The sequence below is a fragment of the Catenulispora pinisilvae genome, assembly GCF_015356865.1.
GTDB classification, from domain to species: domain Bacteria; phylum Actinomycetota; class Actinomycetes; order Streptomycetales; family Catenulisporaceae; genus Catenulispora; species Catenulispora pinisilvae.
In genome coordinates, this window is the sequence record NZ_JAAFZA010000074.1 from 1 (window position 1) to 23,887 (window position 23,887).

Annotated in this window: 14 protein-coding genes; 8 read left to right on the forward strand and 6 right to left on the reverse strand. The window is 70.3% G+C overall.

Annotated elements, in window-relative coordinates; translation table 11 throughout:
* Positions 1–79: 79 nt before the first annotated feature.
* Positions 80–214: a hypothetical protein gene (locus IZR01_RS52450; protein ID WP_267254858.1), complete on the reverse strand. Its 135-nt coding sequence runs from the start codon at positions 212–214 to the stop codon at positions 80–82.
* A 390-nt stretch (positions 215–604) separates the two neighbouring features.
* On the opposite strand from IZR01_RS52450, the gene IZR01_RS21105 reads away from it, so the two are divergent.
* From IZR01_RS21105 to IZR01_RS21140, 8 genes are all read left to right on the forward strand, one after another.
* A complete protein-coding gene (locus tag IZR01_RS21105; RefSeq protein ID WP_194894830.1) occupies positions 605–949 on the forward strand; it encodes a hydroxyisourate hydrolase in 345 nt (114 codons plus the stop codon).
* Positions 950–1,024: 75 nt separating this feature from the next.
* Positions 1,025–4,405 (forward strand): non-ribosomal peptide synthetase, encoded by a 3,381-nt coding sequence (locus IZR01_RS21110; RefSeq protein ID WP_194924836.1) that lies wholly within the window; start codon positions 1,025–1,027, stop codon positions 4,403–4,405.
* Between the two features lie 5 nt (positions 4,406–4,410).
* Entirely contained in the window at positions 4,411–5,688 is a 1,278-nt protein-coding gene (locus IZR01_RS21115) for an MFS transporter (protein WP_194894828.1), read from the forward strand.
* On the forward strand, positions 5,685–8,678 hold the full coding sequence (locus IZR01_RS21120; RefSeq protein WP_194924837.1) for a type I polyketide synthase: 2,994 nt from the start codon (positions 5,685–5,687) through the stop codon (positions 8,676–8,678). The genes IZR01_RS21115 and IZR01_RS21120 overlap by 4 nt, the downstream gene beginning before the upstream one ends.
* Positions 8,675–9,442 carry a thioesterase II family protein gene (locus IZR01_RS21125; protein WP_194894826.1) on the forward strand — a complete coding sequence of 256 codons (768 nt, stop codon included), beginning with the start codon at positions 8,675–8,677 and terminating at the stop codon, positions 9,440–9,442. The genes IZR01_RS21120 and IZR01_RS21125 overlap by 4 nt, the downstream gene beginning before the upstream one ends.
* Positions 9,420–11,261 carry an acyl-CoA dehydrogenase family protein gene (locus IZR01_RS21130; RefSeq protein ID WP_194924838.1) on the forward strand — a complete coding sequence of 614 codons (1,842 nt, stop codon included), beginning with the start codon at positions 9,420–9,422 and terminating at the stop codon, positions 11,259–11,261. Before IZR01_RS21125 ends, IZR01_RS21130 begins: the two co-directional genes overlap by 23 nt.
* Before the next feature lie 14 nt (positions 11,262–11,275).
* Positions 11,276–13,177: an amino acid adenylation domain-containing protein gene (locus tag IZR01_RS21135; RefSeq protein WP_194924839.1), complete on the forward strand. Its 1,902-nt coding sequence runs from the start codon at positions 11,276–11,278 to the stop codon at positions 13,175–13,177.
* A gap of 371 nt (positions 13,178–13,548) precedes the next feature.
* On the forward strand, positions 13,549–16,593 hold the full coding sequence (locus IZR01_RS21140) for an AfsR/SARP family transcriptional regulator (protein ID WP_194894823.1): 3,045 nt from the start codon (positions 13,549–13,551) through the stop codon (positions 16,591–16,593).
* 231 nt (positions 16,594–16,824) lie between these two features.
* Here the strand turns inward: IZR01_RS21140 and IZR01_RS21145 are convergent, their stop codons facing one another.
* From IZR01_RS21145 to IZR01_RS21165, 5 genes are all read right to left on the reverse strand, one after another.
* On the reverse strand, positions 16,825–18,210 hold the full coding sequence (locus tag IZR01_RS21145; RefSeq protein WP_194924841.1) for an MFS transporter: 1,386 nt from the start codon (positions 18,208–18,210) through the stop codon (positions 16,825–16,827).
* Positions 18,211–18,218: 8 nt separating this feature from the next.
* The gene (locus tag IZR01_RS21150) at positions 18,219–20,894 is read right to left on the reverse strand and encodes a lyase family protein (protein ID WP_194924842.1); all 2,676 of its coding nucleotides are present in this window, start codon (positions 20,892–20,894) and stop codon (positions 18,219–18,221) included.
* Positions 20,891–21,958, reverse strand: coding sequence for a PLP-dependent cysteine synthase family protein (locus tag IZR01_RS21155; RefSeq protein ID WP_323747064.1), 1,068 nt, complete (start codon positions 21,956–21,958; stop codon positions 20,891–20,893). The genes IZR01_RS21150 and IZR01_RS21155 overlap by 4 nt, the downstream gene beginning before the upstream one ends.
* Complete coding sequence (locus IZR01_RS21160; RefSeq protein ID WP_194894820.1) at positions 21,951–22,850, reverse strand: GHMP family kinase ATP-binding protein; 900 nt, start codon at positions 22,848–22,850, stop codon at positions 21,951–21,953. Before IZR01_RS21160 ends, IZR01_RS21155 begins: the two co-directional genes overlap by 8 nt.
* A gap of 95 nt (positions 22,851–22,945) precedes the next feature.
* Positions 22,946–23,860, reverse strand: coding sequence for an ornithine carbamoyltransferase (locus IZR01_RS21165; RefSeq protein WP_194924843.1), 915 nt, complete (start codon positions 23,858–23,860; stop codon positions 22,946–22,948).
* Positions 23,861–23,887 lie beyond the last annotated feature (27 nt).

Here is a 23,887-nt window from a genome sequence, read left to right on the forward strand (position 1 = left end):
AGTTCTCCCTGTTCGAAGGTTGATGTGCTCTGTTGCGTTTGATGTTGCTGGAGACCCCTCCCCTTTCATTCCTCCGGCGTTACCACAGGTACACGTAGCCGGGGATCCAGCCGAAACCCCAGGCCGCAGACTTGATCGCGGTGACGAGGCGGGTACCGCGGCCGACCAAGGTGTGGACTGAATAGCACGCCAGGTCCGTGATGGCCAGCCTCACCTGTCGCTACTCCCACCGAAGAGTGGCTGCGCTCACGGCGCTAAGCACGGCGGAAGCCGACAGATATCGCTTGAAAAGGACCTGCGCATATCGTCAGCGCAGCGGCTTGGGCACGGTCCACACCAACGAATCCCGGTTGTGGCAACCGCGTCCAATGACAAGACAGGAATACGCGCACAATGATCAAGAATCTGTTCGCCAAAGACTCGGCGCTCGTGGTGTTCGCCGCCGTCCCGCAGGGTGCGCCGGCCGATGACGCGTCGTCGCCAGGAAACACGGTGTGGGAGTAGCCGGGGAGGCGGCCCGGCCGACCTTCCGCCGCCAGCGAATCAATATCCTTGCCTCAGACAGGGGGACGCCATCCATAAGGACCCAGACCCGCATGCCAAAATGGCGATCTCGGTGCACATCTGTGATAGCACGATGTGCACGCCGGCGGCCGATCTGGGGGTCCGCCTCCGGCGCCGGATCGAGAACTGCCCGGATGAGTCATACGAGGGGCGCACCGACTCAGACGGCTTCCTGCGATTCGTCGTAGAGCCGGCCTCGTGGTCCCGTCTCTACCAGATCGAAGCCGATCTGGCGGCTTACTACGTGATCGCGGGCGTCATGCCGAGCCTTACGGCGGCGGCTGTAGAGCTCAGCGTGATGGGCTCGTCAGAGCCCTTGCACCTGTCACTACTGATCTCCCCCAGCTCGTTCATCGTCTACACGGCGAACCTCGTACAACAGTGATCGAAAATAGCAAGCCAGTCCCAACCTCCCGACTAACCATCACTGAAGGCTGTGCAGCGAATCAGGAGCGAGTAGATGCCGGTTGTCGCCCAAGATGAAGCACCTGTCCAGGCTGCGGCGCCGGTCGCGACTTCCGCACAACGGGCAGTGTGGCTTCTCGATCGAGTACATCCGGGCTCTTCGCTGTACAACGTGCCGTTCGCTGTGCACCTGATCGGCCCGCTGGATCTGGCGCGCCTGCGTAGCGCGCTCACGGATATCGCCGCACGCCACGCGGTGCTGCGAACCGTTTTTCCGGCCCCCGAAGGTATCCCGCAGCCTGTTGTGCAGACGGTTGCCGACGTGCCGATGCTCCATCACGATCTACGCGCGCTGCCACCAGGGGACCGTATGCCGGCGGCGATGCGTGTGTTGCGTGCGTGCGCCGAGGAGTCCTTCGATCTGGCTGTGGGACCCCTGTTTCGCGCCTGCGTCGTGAAGCTGGACGACCAGGAGCACATTCTCGGAGTCTTCCTGCACCACATCATCTGCGACGGGCCGTCGATCCAGCTGCTGTTCGACGAACTCGCCGTGTTGTACGCGGGCGGCGAGCTCCCGGCGTTGCCAGCGCAGTTCGCGGATTTCGCGGCCGGACAGAGCAGCCGTGTCGAACTCGGACTCGATCGCGGCGTGGCGTGGTGGCGCGAGCACCTTGCCGATGCGCCGACGAAACTCACTCTGCCCACCAGGCCGGCACCTGCCCGGCGCTCCTGGGCCGGAGCGACCCATACGAGCCGCCTTCCGGCTCAGCTTGTGCGCGCGGCGGGCGAGCTCGCGCGCGGGAGCAGGGCCACGCCGTTCATGGTCATGGCCACGGCGTACGCGGCGCTGCTCGGCAAGCTGACCGACACGGGTGAGTTGTTGCTGGGCACGCCGGTATCCCAGCGCTCAGCCGTGGAGTACGAGCCGCTGATCGGCTTCTTCGTCAACACTGTGCCGCTACGGATCACCATCGATCAATCGGGGTCGTTTCGGGAGCTGCTTCAACAGGTGCGTTCGGAGACCCTGAACGCCGCCGGGCACGCGGACACGCCTTTCGAGTCGCTGGTCGACGCGCTGGGGATCGACCATGACCCGGCGACGACCCCGCTGGTGCAGACGATGTTGACCTTCGAGCCGCGGCCGCTGGCCGAACCGCGGCTGGAAGGTCTCCAAGCTCGACTGCTGACACTGCTCCCGGACGCCGCCAAGTTCGACCTCGACGTCATGATCGTGCGCGCACCCGGCTCGGACGACTTCGATCTGCACATCACATACGCGACCGCGTTGTACGACGCCGAGACCGTGGCGCGCCTCGCGCAACGCTTCGAGGCTCTGCTCACCGCCGGTCTCGCGGACGCCGACACGCCCTTGCACCGCCTCCCGCTGCTCACCGAGGACGAGAGGCGCGACGCCGTCGAGCGGTGGAACGGCAGAGGAGGGGAATCAGCGGGGAAGACGGAGAAGCCGGTCTTCGTCCACGAGTGGGTGGCCCGGCACGCGCAGGCCCGTCCGACAGCCCCGGCCCTGTCCGTGCCAGGACGCAGCGTCTGTTATGCGGAGCTCGAGGAGGCCGCGGGCCTGGTCGCGGCGCAGCTCGTGGCGGCCGGGGTGGTGCCCGGCGACACCGTCGCGATCCTGCTGCCCCGAGGCCTGGATCTGGTCGCCGCCCTACTCGGCGTCCTCAAGTCGGGCGCGGCATATCTGCCGCTCGACCCGACCCATCCGCCGCGGCAGCACTCTCGCGTTATCGAGATGGCGGGAGCGCGCGTAGGTCTCGCGGACGCACGAACGGCCGCTCAGCTCTCAGAAGCCAGCGATATGAGTGTTCTGATAGTTGACCGCGGGCACCGGGAGCGCCGGGGAACAACCCGCCCGGGCCCGAGCCCGTCTCGTGCGATGTCTGCCCGCCCGGCGGCGGAGGATCTCGCGTACGTCATCCCCACCTCGGGGTCCACCGGGGAGCCGAAAGGCGTGGGTGTGCCGCACAGCGCGCTCGCCAACCATGCCGAAGCGGCGCGCGGCCGGTTCGAGCTCGGCCCGAACGACCGGGTCCTGCAATTCGCCACCATCGGTTTCGATGTCGCGGCCGAGGAGCTGTATCCGACCTGGGCCGCGGGCGGCTGCGTGGTGCTCGCGCCCGAACCGGTGCCCGCCCCGGAGGAGCTGGGTGCGGTCCTGAAGGCGGCAGCGGTCACCGTGGTGAACCTTCCGGCGAGTTACTGGCAGCAGTGGGTACGCGCCATCGAGACGGGCGCCGAGGTACCCGACTCCCTGCGGCTGCTCGTGGTCGGCAGCGAGAGCGTCGACCCGGGAGCGCTGGCCAGCTGGTCCGCTCGCACCGGGGTGCGGGCGATCAACGCTTACGGCCTGACCGAGACCGCCATCACGGCCTTGACGTATGACGCCGGTACTGCCTTCGCGCAAGGTTTCGTTCCGGTGGGCACGCCACTGCCGGGAGTCCGCGCGTACGTTCTCGACACCCACCTCGGCCAGACTCCCCCCGCGGTGATCGGCGAGTTGTTCATCGGGGGCGCCGGGCTCGCCCGGGGATATCTGGGCCGACCGGATTTGACGGCGGCGCGGTTCCTGCCCGACCCCTACGCCGAAGTTCCCGGCGCCCGAATGCACCGCACCGGGGACATCGCGCGGCGCGGCCGAGACGGCACGATCGAAGTGCTCGGCCGCGGCGACGACCAGATCAAGATCCGCGGCTATCGGATCGAGCCCGGCGCGGTCGAGGCGGCGATCTGCCTGCATCCCGGCGTCGCGCAGGCTGTTGTGGCGGCCAAGCCGGGGCCGGGCGGCGCACCGCGGCTCATCGGGTACGTGGTGCCGAGGACTGGAAGTGCGGTACCGCCCGATCTGCGTGCGCACCTCGCGGCCCGGCTTCCCGCCTATCTCGTGCCCTCGGGTTTTGTCCCCGTCACGGAACTCCCTCGCGCGGCGAGCGGGAAAGCCGACCGTCGCGCACTGCCGGACCCGCCCGCAGTCGAGCCACCGACCGCGGGCACGCCGCCGAGCACGCCGACGCAACGCTCTCTCGTCGAGATCTGGAGTTCGGTGCTCGCGCGCCGGCAGGTCGGCATCCACGAGAACTTTTTCGATCTTGGCGCCACGTCCCTGGGGCTGGCCGCTGTGCATCAACGGATCGCCGAATCTCTGAGCCGGAGGCTGCCGCTCGTCGCGCTGTACGAGTACCCGACGGTGGCGGCACTGGCCACGCATCTCGACGGCGATGGCGACGAGGACGGCGACGCCTTCGGCCGCGTCGCGGCAACGCCCCGTGCCGCGTCCGAAATCGCCGCGCGCGAGGCCGGCCTGGTGCGCTTGAGCCGCAGGCGTCGCAGCCGCGCCGTCCCAACGCCCAGACCCTCGAACGACCGGACGGAACACACGAAGACGACGCCATCTGGAGAAGGCCCCCATGTTCGATGACAGACATGCAGAGCATTGATATGGCAGCGAGCAACCTGTGGCGGCACCGGGACTTCCGCTCGCTCTGGGCGGCCATGACCGTGAGCCTGATCGGCACTCAGGTCACTGTGCTCGCCTTTCCGCTGATCGCCCTGATCGTGCTGCACGCCTCGGTCGAGGATGTGAGCCTGCTCTCGGCGGCCGAGTTCCTGCCTTCCCTGCTGCTGGGCCTGCCCGTCGGCGCATGGGTTGATCGGCTGCCGCGCCGTCGGACACTCCTCGCGTGCGATCTGGTGCGGGCGCTGGCCGTGCTGTCCATACCGATCGCACACTCGGCCGGCGTGCTCAGGCTCCCGCAGCTTTTCGTCGTCGCGTTCGTCATCGGCCTCGGCACGCTGTTCTTCGACGTGGCGCAGATGTCGTATCTGCCGGCTCTGATCGAGCGGGAGCACCTCGCCGACGGCAACGGGAAGATCGAGGGCTCACGGGCTTTCGCGCAGTTCTCCGGCCCGGGCCTCGGTGGCTTGCTGGCCCAAGTCTCCACCGCGACCGTCGCGATCAGTGTGAACGTCGGGACGTACGTCATCTCCGCGCTCTTCCTGTCCCGTATCCGGGTCCAGGGCACGCCGGCGAAGCGTGTCGAAAAACTCAGCCTCCGCAGGGACATCGCCGAAGGCGTGCACTTCGTGTTCCGGCATCCGCTGGTGCGTCCGCTGGCGCTGTGCGCAGGCGCCGCGGACCTTGCCTTCGCGATCGTGCTCGCGCTCCAGGTGCCGTTCGGCGTGCAGACGCTGCGCCTGGGCTCTGCCGCGGTCGGCCTGGCACTCGCCGTCGGCAGCCTCGGTGGCCTCGTCGGCGCGATGGCCGGTACCAAGGTCGAGCAGCGGCTGGGCACCGGCCCGGCGTTGCTGGTCGGCGTGGCGCTGTTCACCGTCGGCGCGGTCATCATCCCGATCTCCGGCAGCGGCGCGGTGTTCGCGATCGGTCTCTTCGTGGTCTACATCGGCGTGGTGATGTTCAACGTCGTGCAGACCACGCTCTGCCAGACGGTCACCGCGGCCCATCTGCTCGGCCGGATGAACGCGACGCTGCGCTTCATCTCCTGGGGCGCGGTGCCGATCGGTGCGACACTCGGCGCTCTGCTGGTCGCTCCGCTCGGACTGCGCGCGGTGATGTGGGTCGCGGCGGCCGTGTGCGCCGTGTCGATCCTGCCGCTGGCCTTCTCCGGCCTACCGTCCCTCACGCGCGACGCACCGTTGCCCAAGCCCCCGCCCGCAGTCCGACCTGAAGGATCGGCGTCATGACGACGTTTGCAGAGTCTGAGAGTGTTTCGCATCAGGGCGAGGCAGCCGACACCGGCGGCTTCGTCGCCGTCATCGGCATGGCTCTGCGGACGCCCGGTGCGCCGGACGTGGAGAGCTTCTGGAAGTTGGTGACCTCCGGGGCCGACTCGATCACCCGTGCGCCGCACGAGGGCCCCGGCAGTGCGCGTGGTCTGCTCGAAGGAGCGGACGCGTTCGACGCGTCCTTCTTCGGTTATTCCCCGCTCGAAGCGGTGATGCTCGACCCTCAGCACCGGGTCTTCCTGGAATGCTCGTGGGAGGCACTGGAGAATGCCGGTTACGACCCGGCGCACCAGCCCGGCCCGATCGGCGTGTTCGGTGGCAGTGGCGACAGCGACCACTTGCTGGCTCTGGAGAGGAACGCGGCACGCCTGCCCGGCGTCACCCGCTGGCAACTGCGCTTGTCGACCGGCGCGGCTTTCCTCACCAGCCGGGTTTCCTACAAGCTCGGGCTGACCGGGCCCGCGGTGACCGTGCAGACCGCATGCTCCACCTCGCTCGTCGCGGTCCATACCGCCGTACAGGCGTTGATCGCCGGCGAATGCGATCTCGCGCTGGCCGGCGGGGTGACGATACGGCCGTCGCCGGAAGGCGAGGACAGCGTGCTCTCGCCTTCCGGCCGGTGCCGGCCGTTCGACGCGGCAGCCGATGGGACCGTCTCGAGCGAAGGCGCCGGCGTCGTCGTCCTCAAGCGCTACGACGACGCCGTGGCCGACGGAGACCGCGTACGCGCGGTGATCCGCGGCTCGGCGGTCAACAACGACGGATCAGGCAAGGCGGGCTTCACGACCCCGAGTGTGCGCGGCCAGAGCGCGGCGGTGCAGGCGGCACTGTCGGTCGCGGGCGTCGATCCGGCGTCGATCGGTTACGTCGAGGCGCACGGCACCGGCACCGTGGTCGGCGACCCCATCGAGGTCGCGGCTCTGGCCAAGGCGTTCGGCATCGCGGCCGGTCCGGCGTCGTGCGTGCTGGGCTCGGTCAAAGGCAACATCGGGCACACCGACGCGGCCTCCGGAGTCCTGGGGCTGATCAAGGCGATACTCGCCGTCGAAACCGGATTGATCCCCGGCACCGCGCACTACACCACGCCCAATCCGGAGCTCGACCTCGACCGCACCCCGTTCGTCGTCGACAGCCGGGCGCGGGCCTGGCGGCGCGGTGTACAGCCCCGGCGGGCCTCGGTGAACTCGCTCGGGATCGGCGGTACCAACGCCCATGTCGTGCTCGAACAGGCCCCGGTGGCCGCGTCGCCCGATCCCGGCCGGCCCTACCAGCTGCTTCCCCTTTCCGCACGCACCCGCGCCGCGCTCGGCGCGGCCGCCGGACGCCTCGCCACGGCTTTGGACGGCAGCGCGGAGCCGTTGGAGGACGTGGCTTGGACGCTACAGACCGGGCGCGCCGAGTTCCCCCTCCGCGGCTTCGTCGTCGCGCGCGACCGGCGGGAGGCGATCAGTGCCCTCACCGACGCGACACCCGAGGCGTTCCCCGTCGTCCGGCACGGCGGCACCACGCGCCCGGTGGTCTTCCTCTATCCCGGGCAGGGCGGCCAGTACGTCGGTATGGGACGGGACCTTTACGAGCACGAACCGGTGTTTCGCCGAGCGTTCGAGGAGTGCGTGCCGCCGGCGCGCGAGGAAACCGGCGTCGACGTTTGTGAATCCTTGTACCCGACTGCTCCCGTCGGCTCTGCTGAGCACGCTGCGGCGTCCGAGCGACTCGACGGCACGCACATGGCGCAAATAGCCGTGTTCGCCGTACAGTACGCGCTCACTGAACTGTGGCGATCCTGGGGCGTGAGACCGAAGGCGGTGCTCGGCCACAGCCTCGGCGCGTACGCGGCCGCGACCGCGGCCGGCGTGTTCGACCTCGCTGAGGCGATTCATCTGGTCTCGGCCTGCGGCGCGCTGTTCGAACGCACGCCGGCCGGCGCGATGGCGGCCGTGCAGCTTTCCCGGGACGAGCTCGCGACCATGCTCCCGCCGGAACTCGACATCGCCGCGGTCAACGGGCCACGACAGTGTGTCGTCTCCGGTCCCCGGGAAGCGGTGCGGCGGCTCACCGGCCAGCTCACACGGCAGGGCCACGATGTACGGCTGCTGCGTATCACCACCGCGGGGCACTCCCGGCTGGTCGAGCCCGGGCTTGGGAGCTTCGAGAAGGCCGTCGCGCAGGTCGGGCCGCGCGCGCCGCGGCTCCCGTGGATCTCGGACCACACCGGCCTGCCGATGACCGCCGAACTGGCCTGCTCGCCCCAGTACTGGACCCGGCATTTGCGCCACACCGTCCGCTTCGACGCGGCGCTGGAGACGCTGCTGTCCGCCGAGGACGATGCCGTGTTGCTGGAGATCGGCCCGGGCCACACGCTCGGCTCGCTGGTTCGGCGAAACCCCTTGTGCGGGCCGGACCAGGTCGTTGTGCAGTCGCTGCCGCACGCCGCCGTCGAGCTCAGCGCGTCAGCGGCGATGTTGGCGGGCCTGGGCAGGCTGTGGCAGCACGGGGTCAGCGTCGATTGGACGGCCGTGCACAGCGGCGAGCAGCGGCTCCGTATCCCGCTGCCGACATATCCCTTCCAGCGGCAGGTGTTCCGGCTGCCGGACGAGCCGCAGTCCGCTGGATCGAGCATGGTGTCACAGCCCTCGGCGGCGGGAGCGATGGCCGCCGGCCTGGGAGGAACGGCCTCACTCGTAGTCGCGCACCGGGAGGACAACGGAACCTACGAGGCGCCCATCGGCGAGACCGAGGAGGCGCTCGCGGGCTTGTTCGCACGGCTGACCGGCATCGACCGGGCCGGTCGGCACGACCACTTTTTCGAGCTCGGCGGCGACTCACTGACCGCGAACAGGTTGTGCGCGGCGGCACGTGACATCGGGGTCCAGATCAGCGTGCGCGAGGTCTTCGCGGCTCCCACCGTCGCCCGGCTTGCGCAAGTGGCGCGGGAGGCAGGAGCGTGACGGCCTTCTCCGGCGCGGCCGGCGCCCGCTGGGTGCTGTGCGCCACGCGCAATCCGTTCGCCGCGGTCAGGATGTACTGCTTCCCACACAGCGGGGGCATGCCGGGCGAGTACATGCGGTGGTCCCAGCGCCTGCCCGAGGCCGAGGTGTGGGGTGTGCAACTGCCCGGCCGCGGAAGCCGCCTGGCCGAACCGTCCTTGACCGAGTTGCCGGACGTGGTCGGCGCTGTCGTCGAAGGGGTCGAATTCGGGGAGCCTTTTGTGCTGTTCGGGCACAGCCTCGGCGCGCTGCTCGCCTACGAGACGGCCGTGGAACTGGTCAGACGCGGCTTGCCACTGCCCGAAGCCCTTGTGCTCTCGGCCTCGCCGGCCCCGCACCTCCTCACCCGGCCGGTATCGGCGGCAGACCTCGACGACGACGAGCTCGCCGCCGCCATTGCGCGGGACTACGGCCCATTGCACATCGACCCCGACCCCGCGGTCAGGGCCCTGCTGTTCGGCGCGCTGCGGGCTGACCTGGAGGTGGTCAGTCGCTTCCGGGCGCGGCCGCCGCTGCCGCTGAATCTCCCCGTCACGGTCCTCGGCGGCTCAAAAGACAGCGACCCGCCCGCTTCGCTCGCGGCCTGGAACGAATACACCGCCGGTCCTTTCGAGCTTCGGATGTTCGAGGGAGACCACTTCTACTTCAGGGAGCAACCCCATGAGTTCTTCGCCTCGCTCGCCGAGGTCCTCCGTCAGTGCGTTGCACGCCGTCTTCAAAGGTGAGGTGCCCTGGGCGAGGCTGAGCGCGTTCCCGCGGCAGACAGACGGCGAACGCGAACGGGGCGACACGGTGGTGAACCAGACCGCTGCGCTGGTCATGGAGCACATCGATCCGGAAGCACTCGAACGCGAGGGGACGCTTCCCGCGGCTTTCACCGACGGGCTGCGCGCATACGGACTACTGGCGGTGACGGTGGACTGTGCGGCAGGCGGACTCGGCCTTGAGCCGTTGACCGCGTTCCGCATGATCGAGACGGCGGCGAGCTGGAGCCTCGCGTTGGCCTACTACGTAGGTCTCACGAACGCTTTCGGCTCCGGCACCTACCTGCCGCTACTGCCAGACGGTCCGCTGCGCTCCATGATCGGGCGGCACGTAGCCGAGGGCACCGTCTCCGCGGGCGCCGATGCGGAGGCGATCGGGACCGCGAACCAGCGTCGCGAGACTCGGGCAGTACTCGTGGACGACGGTGCCGCCTACGAGATCACCGGCGAGAAGGTCTTCATTGGAAATGGTGTGGCCGCAGGCGTTATGGACGTCTCGGCGACACTGGCTGAGCCCGACGGGTCGGAAGTCGTACGACTGTTCTTCGTCGAGGCCGACACGCCGGGATTCACCGTACAGCGGCAGGAATTCATGGGCCTGCACGGTTCGCCGATCGGGAGAGTGCTGCTCGACCAGGTCCGGGTGCCCGACTTCCATCTCATGGACACCGATGAGGACGGCTGGCGCATGCGGCCCGACCGCGCCGTGCGCCACCGCGATGACGCTCAAGCCGGGGAAGGTGCCTCGTCGTTCATCCCCCGCGATCTCGGACAGCTCGCCTCGCTGGGCCGACTGCTCGTGATCGGTTCGTGTTCGCTCGCCACCGCGAAGATGTGCCTTCACTGGTCTCGCAGCTTCGTGAACCGCCGGGCGATCGACGGCCGGGGGCTCGGTGAATACGACGAGATCCGGCGACTGGTGGCCGAGACCGCCGCCGACGTCTTCGCGATCGACAGCATCAGCGCCTGGGCGCTTCAGGCGTGGCGCGACGCCGAGGACGAGCCGGACCTGACCGCCGCGAAGAATCTGGCGTCCGTCGGATGCTGGCGGGCGGTGGACCGAACCGTCTCGCTCCTGGGCGGCGAGGGCTATGAGACCGCCGCGAGCAAGGCAGGACGCGGAGCGGAGCCATCGCCGGTAGAGCGGTTCTTCCGCGACGCCAGAGCTCTGCGGATCGCCGGCGGCGTCGATTTCATGATCGACCGGTGGTCGGCGCAGGGAGCACTGATCGCCTGTCATTTCGGTGCACGGGCGCTCGACCCCGACACGACGGACGAGCCAGAGTACAGCGAGGCACCCGAGCTGGACGATGCCTGCCGAGCGCACCTGCGTTACGTCGAGCGCCGCGCTCGCGTGCTGGCCCGGATCTGCGCGGAAGCCACCCACGGCCGGTCGCCGGAGGAGGTGTTCGCCCAACAGCGGCTGGTCGCCCTGATCGGCCGGATCGGTGGCGAGTTGCTCGGGATGTCGGTGGTACTCGGCCACGCGGCGGAGCTTGCGCGGCGAGACGTCGAGTGGGGCCTGGCCCTTGCCGACATCTCATGCGCGGCATCCCGCAGGCGGCTGGCAGACCTCGGATATCAGCTCACGCGCTTGTCCACCGCCGCATGGGGGGCGGGCTGCCCATGGCCCGGAGACGACGATCCCGCCGAAAGCCCCGTCGGCGAGCCCGACCACGCCGGTCTGACCCGGGCCTGGCTCGGGGCCGATCCCGGACTGGATTTCCTCCTCGACGACGTGATCACCACGACTGCGCCGATCGTCCGAACCGCCCCCTGAAAGGAGGGATCTCGGTGAGAGCCCGGAGCTCCTCTGGCAACCGCACCTCGTCCCCGGTCGAGCGGTGCGTGCACGAAATGTTCGCGGACCACGCGACCGCGTTCCCCGATCGGGTCGCGCTGACCGGCCCGCGGGGCGACTTGAGCTACGGCGAACTCGACGCGCGCGCCGAGCGACTCGCCACGCGACTGGTCCGCAGTGGGGCCGAGCGGGACACAGCGGTCGGAGTGCTTCTGGAGCGCTCGGAGGACTTCGTCCTGTCAGCGCTTGCCGTGCTGAAGGCAGGCGGCTGCTACGTTCCGCTGGACCCGAGCTATCCCGACTCACGCCTTCGTCTGATGCTCGACGCGGCGGGAGTCAGAACCGTCGTCACAAACTCAGAGTTCGCCGCTCGCGTGCCGAACACCGGTGCGGAAGTCGAGATCGTCGACTGCCGCGACCAGGACTCCGCGACGCGGGCAGTAGGCGCGGCAGCCCCGGACCGAGCGTCGGCGCGGGAGCCACATCCCGCAGTGGCGGGCAGCCATGGTGACTCGCTGGCCTACATCATGTTCACCTCGGGCTCCACCGGCACGCCCAAGGCCGCGGCGATCCGGCACGCCGGGGTTGCCCGCCTTGTGAACGAACCCGACTACGTACGGCTCGACGCGGATGTCGTCATGGCGAACATCTCGTCGGTGTCCTTCGACGCGGCCACCTTCGAGATCTGGGGCGCCCTGGCCAACGGCGGTCGGCTGGTGATCGGCCCGCCCGGGCCGTCTTCCGCGCTCGAACTGGGCCGATACTTCGTCCGGCACGGCATCAATTGCGCCTTCCTGACCTCGGGGCTGTTCAACCTCATAGTCGACGAATGCCTCGAAGACCTCGGCGGATTCACCCAGCTGATCACCGGCGGAGACGTGGTCTCGCCACGGCAGGCCCGGCGCTTCATCCAGGCCCATCCGCGCTGCCGCCTGGTCAACGGGTACGGGCCGACGGAGATGACGACGTTCACGGCCTGCCATCACATCACCCTGGAGGACACTCGGCACGAGCGGATCCCGATCGGCAAGCCGATCCGCGGCACCCGGGTCGAAATCCTCGACAAGGACCTCCGCCCCGCGGCCGTCGGAACTCCTGGGATGCTCTATGCAGGTGGTCCGGGGATCTTCCGCGGCTACCTCAATGACAAGAAACTGACAGCCGAACGAACCATCCCGGCTCCGCGGCCTCCCGGCGGCCGGCTCTATGCCACACAGGACCTCGCGATGTACCGGCCGGACGGGTCGATCGACTTCCTCGGCCGCCTCGACGGACAGATCAAGAAGCGCGGCTATCGGGTGGAACCCGGCGAGATCGAGGAGGCTCTGCGCGCCGATCCCGTGGTGCGCCAGGCGGCACTCGCCCTCATCGCACAGTCGACGGACGACGCCGTACTGGCGGCCTACGTGGTGCTCGACGGGGCGGGCGGCCGCCTCGACAGTCCGCGGGCCGATCCACGTGCGCAGATCGCGGGAATTCGCGAACGCCTCCGCCAACGGCTCCCGAGCCACCTCATCCCAGACCGTCTCGTCATCGTCGAAGCCCTTCCGCTCAGCGTGAACGGCAAGGTGGACCGCCGGGCTCTGGCCGCCCTGTCCGCCTCCGACGGCCGCGCGAGCGCCGACGACCACGCGGCACGCGCAACCGATCTCGGGGACACGAACTCAAGCCCGGCCACCCAGACCGAGCAGACCCTCATCGCCATCTGGCGCGAGGTGATGGCCGTGTCGGACATCGGCCGTGAAGATGACTTCTTCGACCTGGGCGGTCAGTCACTACAGGCCAGCAGAATGATTTCGCGTATACGCAGCGCCTTGGGCGTCGAAGTCCCGCTCAGCCTCTTCTTCGACCACCCCACCGTGGCCGACCTCGCGCGGCTCATCGACGAGGGCTGACAATCACGGCGAGTTCTTGGACATGTTGTCCGCCCCCGGCCTCGGCCAGGGGCTGACTCGTGGAGGCCGGTGTCGTTCCCCTGCGTTCCGCCCGATACCAGAACGCGGGAACGGAACGGGGTCGGATTGGGAATCACCGTCGCCAAGCTGACCGACATGACTTCGAAAGCGTCCGCTCCGGAGCAGATCGGGCCGATCACCCCGGCAGCGCCTGTCAAGCCGCAGGGCCCCGCCACGTCGACACGAAGCCGCGATTCGGCAGCACTTGCCGTTCGACGCACATGTGTCCGCTGTCGCAGACCTCGATCGGCCTGATGATGGTCGAGTTCCGCGTACTCGGCCCCCTCGAAGTTCTCCACGAGGGGCGACCGGTGAATATTGGCGGCCCACGGCAGGCGACCCTGCTGTCTGCGTTGTTGCTTGAGCAGGACAGCATCGTCCCGGTCAACCGGCTGTTCGAGGCCCTCTGGGACGAAGACCCACCGCGCACTGCCCGCAATCAGGTGCAGATCGCCGTCTCGTCCATCCGGCACTCCGTATCCGCCGCCAGCGGGCGGAACCTTATCAGCACCCAGCATCCGGGGTACGTCCTGCGACTGGGCGAGGACACGCTCGATTCGCGCGACTTCGAGACCTCCGTCGCCCAGGCGCGGCGGCTGGCCGCCGCCGGCGAGGACGCGCGGGCCGTCGAGGAGTACGACAGGGCACTGGCGATGTGGCGAGGCAGCGCGCTGTCCGGGATCGACAGTCCCCTGATCCAACGCGCGGTGGTGAACCTCGAGGAGCTGCGCATAGCGAGCGTCGAGGAGCGCGTCGAGGCCGAACTACGTGCCGAGCCGCGGCAGCAGACGATCGGCGAACTGATCAGCCTCACCCGCGAGTACCCGCTGCGCGAACACCTCCAGGCCCTGCTGATCACCGCCCTGCACGCCGCGGGCCGCCGGGCCGAAGCACTGGAGGTCTACCGCAGCACGCGCGCCACCCTGATCGATCAGCTCGGTATCGAGCCGGGCCCCGAGTTGCAGCGACTCCACCTTGCCATCCTGAACAACGACCATGTGCAGCGCTCTGACGCGCATCGGGCCCCGGCGGCGCCGTTCGAGCCCTCCATTGCCCACCGGCGCGTGGCCCAGACACAGCCGGCGGCCGCCCGCCCGGAGCAGCCGGGCCCAGCCGTGCCACGGATGCTGCCCGCCGCGATGCCCGACTTCACCGGTCGTCACACCCTGCTGGAGGCGCTGGTCGGGACCGGCGCACCGCCGACCGATTCGGTGCGCATCGTGTACGGGCGCGGCGGTGTCGGCAAGACGGCGCTGGCGGTGCAGGCCGCGCACCGGCTGGCCCCCTCCTACCCGGACGGACAACTGTTCGCCCGGCTGCGCTCCGGCAACGGCCCGGTCAACCCGGCCAACGTGTTCGAGCGCTTCCTGCGCCTACTCGGGGTCGACAGCTCCTCGATTCCAGAGGACCTGGAGCAGCGCGCCGAGCTGTACCGGAACCTGCTCGGCGACCGCCGAGTGCTGATCGTGCTCGACGACGCCGTCTCCGAACAGCAGGTCATGCAACTGCTGCCCGGCAATCCGAACTGCTCCGTCCTGGTCACCAGCCGTCGCCGGCTCGCCGGGATTCCCGCGACCAGTCGGCACGAAGTGCCGGCGATGAGCAGGGACACGGCGGTCGAACTGCTCACGCGCATCCTGGGTCCGCAGCGGATCGACGCCGAACCGGAGGCGGTCCACCGGCTGTGCGACCTGTGCGGGAACCTGCCGCTCGCGCTTCGGATCGCCGCCGCCCGGCTGGCCGACCGCCCGCACTGGGCCGTCGCCGACCAGGTCGAGCGGCTCCGGGACAGCTCACGCCGGCTCGAAGAGCTCAACCACGGTGGACTGGGCCTGCGCGCGAGTATCGCTCTCACCTACGACACGCTCTCTCCCGGCGCGCGTCGCCTCTTCCGGCTCCTGGCCATCTCCGACAGCCCCAGTTTCGCCTCCTGGGTCGCCGCCCCGCTGCTGCGAGCGGACGTGCATTACGCGCAGGAGCTCCTGGAAGAGCTGGCCGAGGCCTATCTCATCGACACCGAGCGGACCTCCGACGCGGCACCGGTCAGGTACCGCTTCCACGACATCGTGCGCCCGTTCGCCCGCGAGCGGCTCGTGATGGAGGAGGGCCCCCAAGACCGGCATGCGGCGCTGGAGCGGCTGACCGGGGCACTGGTCTTCCTGGCCCGCGAGGCACATATCCGCGAATACTCGGGCGATCATCTACTGCCGACCAGTGGCGCCGCGCGCTGGGCGCTGCCCCACCCACTGGTCGACCGCCTGCTGCACGATCCACTGGCCTGGTATGAGCAGGAGCGTCACTGCCTGTCCGCGACGGTGCGGCAAGCCGCGGCCGCCGGGTTGGCCGAGCACGCCTGGGAACTCGCGATCAGCTGCGTGGCGCTCTACGAGACGCGCTCGTACTTCGCGGACTGGCGCGAGACGCACGAGGCCGCACTCCGGGCGGTATGCCGCGCGCGGGACCAGCAGGGCGAGGCGGCGATCCGCTACTCGCTCGGCTCGCTGTTCATGTTCGAGCAGCAGAACAGCCATGCGATGCGGCACTTCCAGCAAGCTCTAGCGCTGTACCGGAAGCTGGGAGAGGACCACGGGGCGGCTCTGGTTCTGCGCAACATGGCCGTACTCGACCGGCGCGGCGGCAAGCTGGCCGAGGCGGTGGAACGCTGGGAGGAGGCGCTCGCGGTCTTCGAGGTCGTCGGCGATCAGATCGCCGAGGCGCATGTCCGGTACAGCCTGGCGCAGGTGCACCTGGACCGCGGCGACGACGGCGCGGCCGCCCACGTTCTGGAGCGCGCCGAGGAGATTTGCGAGCGCACCGGCAACCAACGCGTCGGCGCACAGGTGCAGAAGCAGATCGGCGAACTGCGTATCAGGGCCGGGGAACTCGATCGCGCCGCGCGAGCGTACACGAATGTGCTCGCGGCGACACGCACGACCGGAGACCAGGTCGGCGAGTGCTACGGGATGATCGGACTGGCGAGCGTGGATCTGCGCCGCGGCAACGGCGAGGCGGCGATGCGCGCCCTGCTCGATGCGCTGGCGCTGGCCGAGGTCACCGGCGATCACGTAGTGCGTTGCCGTTCCCTGCTAGCGCTGGTAGAGGCGGACATGGCATTGGGCAGACCGGAGATGGCGGCAACGCATGCCGAGACGGCGGTCCCTCTTGCCCGCGAGGTCGGGGCGAACCTGCTGATCGCGCAGACTCTCGTGGCCAGGGCCTGCGTGCACGAGGCCGCCGCCGAGCCCGAGCAGGCCCGGGAACTGCTCCACACCGCCTCGCGGATGAGCGGCGGAGCCGGCCCCAGCCCGGTCGCCGCACTGGTGAAGGAGGTCACCCGGCGGCTGGATGGATTATGACCGGCTACTTGTGGTTCCCGCGTCGCGACCCTGAGCCGACGCGCCGCGGCCGGGTCGCGGCAGCCCGGCAACAGCATCGCCTGCTCGACGAGTCTGCTCCGTAGGATCTCCAGCACCAGCACCAGCACCCGCACCCGCAGCCGACTGCCGCCGAATCCCACGGCGACCGACGGGGTTTCGACGCGAGGCACGATATCGCCCTTCTGCGATCGGAAGGTCATGACTAGGCGGTCACACTGGTGCGGCCGCGGTTGAAGCAACCTCGAGCGAGGCGCGGTCTGTCGCGGCCGGCGGTCCCTCGGCACCGAACTCACGCCACTGCCGAAGCGCCATCCCGATGCCGATGGCCACAGCGAGCATGCCTGCCGCGAGTGGGAAATAGGCTGCCGGCCCGAAGGCGCCGACCACACCGCCGGCGAACAGTGCTGACAGCGGGAAGACCCCGAAGCTCGCCAGCATCAGCAGCCCGGTGAGCCGGCCGAGCAGCTCCGGCGGCGCCCAGCGCTGGAACAAGGTGATCATCACGATGTTGCCGAAACCGTTGCCGAGGCCGAAGCCGGCGAGGGCGGCCGCGTCCGAGCCGACGCCGCCGGACCAGGGCGCCGCGGCGAGGCACACCGAGGCGAGGAGGAACGCGCCCGAACCGAGCATCGCCGGCCGTCGGACCCGGCGGGTACGGCCGGCCACAACTGTGCCGAGCAGCGAGCCCGCCGCGATGGCGGCGATGAGCACGCCGTAGCCCGCGGCGTCAGTATGCAGGGGGCCACGGGCCAACGCGGCGAGCGCCACCTGGCTCAAGCCGCCGGAGCCGAGGTTCGCCGCGACCGTGATCAGCAGCACGACAAGCAGGACCGGCGAGGTCCTCAGCAAGATGGCGAGCTTCGGCGGCGTTGCGGGGGGAGCCGATTCGGCGAGGGCGGGAGCCGGCTGGGCCCCGGCCGGAGCGGCGGCTGGAACGCCGGCCGTACCGCGCCGCGCGCCGCGGACACCGAGCAAGGTCAGCGCCGAGACGGCGAAGGTGAACGCGTCGAGTGCGAACGCCGACGAGGCGCCGACAGCTGCCACGAGCAGGCCGCCGAGCGCCGGGCCGACCAGCGCGGCTGCCTGCGTGCCACTGGACAGCAGGGCGTTGCCGGCCTGCAGGCCGGCGTCCGGCAGCAACGCGGGGACGATCGCGAACGAGCCGGGCAGGAACATCCCCTCGCCCGCGCCGATGACCGCGGCGATCGGCACCAGAATCCACAGATGGACGGGACCGAGCGCGGCCGTCACGGCCAGACCGGCGACCGCGACGGCCCGTACCGCGTCCGCACCCAGCATGACCGTCCAGGGCCGCCACCGGTCGCTCGCCTGCCCGCCGACGAGCAGCAGCGCGGTACGCGGCACCCCGTAGGCGAACAGCACTGTGCTGAGCATGAGCGAGCCGCCGTGCCCGGCCAATACGTACCAGGGCAGGGCCACCGCGTAGAAGGCGTCACCCAGGCTCGAAGCGAGCTGGCCGGCCGCCAGCAACCGGAAGTCCCGGTGCCGCAACGGTCTCGGCTCCGGCGGCTTCGTGTCCTGCGCAGGGTCCTTATACGCGCCCTCAATCTGCCCGACGTTCTTCTGCTTGTGCACAACGGAACCTACTTCCCGTCCCCCACGATGGTCCGCGCGGCTTCGTCGAGCATCGCGGCGGCCTCGGCCCAGCGGCCGCGCCGGGCGGCCAGCAGGCCGCGCGGGCCGCTCATCCGCTCACGGAGCAGGTCGACCGCGCGCACGACGGTGCCGCCTCCGGGACCGCCGCCATAGGCGCTGGCCGCAGCCACGGCCGCGGGGTCCAGGTCCGTGCCGGACGCGCCGTCGGCATCGAGCGGCGCCCCGGCGTCGAGGGCGGCGAGCACGCGGCGGCCGACCTCGTGGTGCGCGGTGCGGAACGGGACTCCGGCGGCCACCAGCCGCTCCGCCAGGTAGGTGGCCGCCGTGAAGCCGTCGGCGGCCCGCCGGTTCATCCGCTGCTCGTCCGGCGTGGCGCCATCGACGACCAGCCGCAGCAGGGTGGCCGCGGCGGCGCCTTCGCGAAGGCCCGGCCACAGTTGCCGCATCGCCTCGGTCCCGACGGCGATCGCGTTCGTGTACCCCGCGGAGGCCATCGCGGACGCGGCGCCGACGTAGTAGCCAAGGCTCGCCGATGCCTTTCCCTGGATGTATTCGAGCAGGAAGGGGTTGCGCTTCTGCGGCATCATCGAGCTCGAACCCACGAGATCGTCGGCCAGGTGCAGCAGGCCGGACTCCTCGCTCGTCCATACGCTCAGATCGCGCGCGACCCGCGTGACGGTGACCCCGAGGGTCGAGATCCCGGCAAGCAGGCGCAGCGCGAAGTCGCGCGAGGCGACGGCGTCCACCGAGTTCACCGCGACGCCGGTGAAGCCGAGCAGTTCGGCGGTGCGCGCGGGGTCGATCGGAACCGAGGTGCCGCCGACCGCGCCGGCCCCGAGCGGGTTGACCTCGATCTCGGCGCCCGCGGCCACCAGGTCGGTGTAGCCGCGCACCACCGAGGCGGCCACGCCGACGAGGTAGTGGCCGAACGTGATCGGCACCGCGGGCTGGCCGTGCGTGTAGGCCGGCATGACGACGTCCTGATACTTCACGGCCCGGTCGAGCAGGCTCTCGGCCAGGGCGTCCACGGCGTCCAGCAGCCCCACGCAGTGCTCGCGCGCCCGCAGCCGGACGGTGGTGGCGCCCAGGTCGTTGCGCGACCTGCCGGTGTGCAGGACGCCGCCGACCTCGTCGCCGAGCAGTTCGGACAGCAGTCCTTCGTAGGCGAGGTAGACCCCGCGGGGCATCGGCCGGTCGCGCAACTGCGCGAAGTCGGTGCCGCGCAGCCGTTCGATCTGCGCGAGCAGGCGCGCCGAGTGTGCAGCCGCGATGACGCCGCGCTCAGTGAGCATCACCAGATGGGCGCGGTCGACCTCGCTGATCAGGCGGAGTTCCTCGGCGGCGTCAGCGGCCGGATCCGCGCCGTACACGATGGCGTGAGCCTGCGGATTCAGCGCCGTGCTCAGTCGGCCCGTCCGCACGCCGTCGCCGTCATCGTCATCCGCCGCGTCCCGCACCGCCGAGCGCAACCGCGCCAGGCCGAGATCCGCGGCGGCCGGCGCCGCGCCATCGGTTCGCTCGGAGGCGCTGATGACGTGTCCGAACCGGCCGCGGAAGTCCTCAGCGGGCGCGACCGCGGCGCCGGCGCCACAGTAGAACTCGGCGGCGGCCACGCCGGCCACCGCGAGCGCGGCGGCCGTGGCCTGGACCGTGTCCCCGACCACACCGGGCCGTTCCGCCATCAGGAACCTGATGGACGCGGACCCCAGGGCGGGCCCGGGCGGCTCGGCCGGCAGCCCGACCGCGGCGCGGACCTGGGCCCGGACCAGGTCGACACCGTAGGCGCGGCGCAGTAGGTCGGGGATCATCCCGCCCGCCAACCGTGGATTGACCTCGACGATCCGCGCGCCGTCCGGGCCGAGGCGAAGCTCCACGTGGACCGCGCCCCAGTCCAGGCCCAGGGCCGCCACCGCCTCCTCGGCGGCCTCGACCAGCAGCCGTACCCGGTCCGCGGGCAGGCGCGACGGCGTGTCGTGCCCGGTCTCGACGAACCACGGCGGCGGCCCGAGGTGCTTGTCCACGGTCGCCACGGACCGGCCGCGGAACACCTCCACCGAATGCTCCGACCCGGTCAGGTACTGCTCGACCAGGATCTCGGCCGGTACCGGCAGACCGCGCTCGTTGCCGGCGGCCTGCAAAAGCCGCGCCGCGTGGGCGTCGGCCTGCTCCCGATCCGCGCAGAGCCGCACACCAACGCTGCCCGAACCCTGACACGGTTTGATGACGACGGGATACGGGATGCCCGCGGCGTGCACTTGGGCGACGGTGCGCGCGACGGCGAAGGCCGGCCCGGCCACACCCGCGGCACGCAGGATCTCGCGCTGTTCGCGCTTGTCCCGGCAGGCCCGCACCGCCTCCGGGGCGGGCCCCGGCAGGCCCAGCGCCCGGGCACACGCCGCGGCGGTCGCGATGTAGTACTCCGAACTCGACGTCACGCCGGCTATCTGCCAGTTCTCGGCCAGCGCCCGCACGCGGTCCAGCACGGTGCGCTCGTCCGAGGTGTCGACCAGCACGTGCTCAAGCCCGTCCTGCGCCACATACGCGTAGCGGCCGGGATCGGCGGTCAGCAGAACCGGGGTGACCCCCAGGTCCGCCGCGCACCGCGCGAACTGGCGTCCGGTGCCGGTGGTGTTGCTCTCGATCAGCAGCAGGACGCGCCTCATTGTGCTGTCCCCGCTCCCATGACCTCCGCGTAGGTGCGGCGCGCCCACGCCAGCCGCGTCCACTGCCCGGGAGCGTCGAGCGGGTGCGAGACCAGGACCGGCTCCTGCGGTCGCTCGGCCATATCCATGCCCTGCTTCCTCAGCCATTCGGCGTTGAAGACGGTCTGCTGGTAGCGGTACCCCTCGTCGGGCAGGACCGCCAGCACCTTGCGCTCGGGATGCAGTCGCGCCCACCAGGCTGCCGCCATGAACGACGCACCGCTGGTCGGACCCATGAACAGGGCGTGCCGGCGGTACAGCGCGTGGGTGGCGCGGAACGCCTCCTCGGCGGTGACCCAGTGCACTTCGTCGTAGGCGGTGTAGTGGACGTTGTCGGGCTGGATGCTGCTGCCGAGGCCGCGCAACACGCGGCGGGCGGCGGGCTGGCCGAAAATCGTGCTGCCGTGCGTGTCGACGCCGATCAGCCGCATCGACTCGCGTTCGGCCCGTAGCGCGCGGGCCAGACCGCCGCTGGAGCCGCCGGACCCGACCGGGCCGACCAGGCAGTCCACCGCGCCGACCGTATCGAGGACCAGGTCACCGACGATCTCGTAGGAGCGTCCGTTGTCCGGGTTGCCGTACTGGTTCGGCACGAAGCACCCCGGGTTCTCGCGGCGCAGCTGCTCCAGCCGGTCCAGGCGCGCGCCCTGGATACCGCCGGGGTGCCCGTTCTCGGCCACGATCTCGACGCGGGCGCCGAGCATCTCCAGCCGGGTCTTGAGCTCGGCGTCGACGGCGGCGTCGCCGACGATGGTGAGCGGGTAGCCACGCAGACCGCAGACCAGCGCGAGGCCGAGGCCGAAGGTGCCGGAGGAGGTCTCCAATACCGGGGTGCCCGGGGTAAGGAGCCCGGCGGCCTCCGCCCGGGCGATGATGTAGCGGGCGGGCAGCAGCTTCATGAGGGTGAACGCCGCCGCGTAGAAGTTGTCGCTGAGCCGAATGATCCGCGGCAGCTCTGTGGCCTCGACCACCGAGGAGAACGGCCGGCCGGTCCTGGGCGCCACGATCGCAGTTGAACTAGTCACCGGTGGTGAACCTCCATTGCTCGTCGTATCCGAGATCTCGCAGCAGCCTGCGAGCCGTCTCGACCCGCGGGCCCAGGTCCGGGATGTACCGGTCGAACATGAGACCGCCGATGTCGCCGCTGTGCGCGGTGTGGACGCCGACCGCGCCGACCTCGGTGGCGGCCGCGCAGACCGCTGCCAGGTGCGGGATCGGCAAGTGCTTCTGGTTGATCCAGGTACTCGCCGTGGCGACCTCGCCCATCAGGGCGGCGTCCTGGTCGGCCACAGCGTGGCGCAGCATGGACCGCAGCTCGTCGAAGCGGTCGATTTCCGACGTGTCGTAGCGGGCGGGCGTGAACGACAGGGTGTCGACCGGGTCACCGGTGCCGAAGCCGAGTACGTGCACCGGCGGCAGTTCGGCGCCGAAGTCCTCGATCAGCTCGCCCTCCCGGTGCGCGAACAACACGGCGGTCTGCTCGAACATCAGCGAGTCCGAGGCCCCCTCCGCCTCGACGGTGATCCTGGCGACCGTCTCGCGCGGCAGCACCAGGCCGAAGGCATCGGCGACCGCATAGATCGACGCGAGCACATCGCTGGTCGAGGAGCCGAAGCCGCGGCACAGCGGCACGTCGCTGTCCACTTCGAGGTAACCGCCGAACCGCTCACCGGTCAGCAGCCCGACCTCGCGCAGTGCGAGCTCGGCGCCGCGCAGCGCTTTGCGCCGCCAGGCCGGGCGCACGCGCACTTGGTCGGCCGCCTCAGGGGCGAACTTCGCCTGGGCGCGATAGAGCCGGCACGGGAGGGTGACCAGCCCCCTGCGGATCCGTCCGTCGACCCGAAAGGCCCCTTGCACGACTTCACCGTGGTGGACCGGGGCGAAGGCCGCGCCGACTCTCACAGTGGTCTGATTCATGGGGTCCTCGCCCTCCCAGGAGCGCTCGCCGCCTCGAACCCGGTCCGGCATCGCACGGCGGCTGTCCGCATAAGAGCGCGGACCGGGCGCCGGGCTCACGTCAGGCACCAATCGAGAACCGCCATGGCGGCGGTCATCTTGTGGTGGGCCTGGCGCCAGACCCGGCTGTCCGGGCCGTCGAGCACCGCGCCGTCGACCTCGTCGCCCCGGACGGCGGGCAGGTCGTGCAGGAACACCGTGTGCGGTCCGCGGAACCGGTCGATCAGCGCGGCGTCGACCTGGTACCCCTGGAAGGCCGTGAGCCAGTCCGGGTCGGCCTTGTCCACGCCCATGGTCTGCCAGCGGCTGGTATAGACCGCGTCGACTCGGCCGGTGACATCGTCGAAGCTCTCATGCTGGTCGACCTGGTGCCGGCCGCCGGACAGCTCGGCCGCGGCGTCCAGCAGGCTCTTGGGCAGCCCGTAGCCCGCGGGGCAGACCAGGGTGAACCGGAACCCGGGGGTCAGCGCGGCGGCCAGCGCGAGCGCCGCGGCGGTGCTGTTGCCCTCTCCGACGTAGAGCAGGTGCCGGCCGCCGAGCTCGCCGAACTCCTCGGTCAGCGTGGCCAGGTCGGCCACCGCCTGGGTGGGGTGCTCGTTCTCAGTCAGGGCATTGACGATGGCGGGGCGGCCGACGGCGCCGAGCCGCCGCAGGTCCGCGATGTCGCCGTTGGTCCGCACCACGAGAGCGTCGAGGTATTCGCCGAGCACCCGCGCGGTGTCCTCAAGGCTCTCGCCGGTGTTCAGCTGGAGATCCCCGGGCCCGTAGGTGATGACGCGGGCGCCGAGCCGGGTCGCCCCGGCCCAGAAGGAGGTTCGGGTCCGGGTCGAGGTCTTGAGGAACAGGATGCCGACGGCACGGTCCGCGAGGACCTTCTCGAACGGCCCCGGAGCCCCGTAGCGGACCGCGCGGCGGACCACGTCGTCGAGTTCCGCGGAGGTCAGGTCGGTCAGGGAAAGGAGATTGCGCATGATTAACCAATCAGTGGGGTTGGGTGG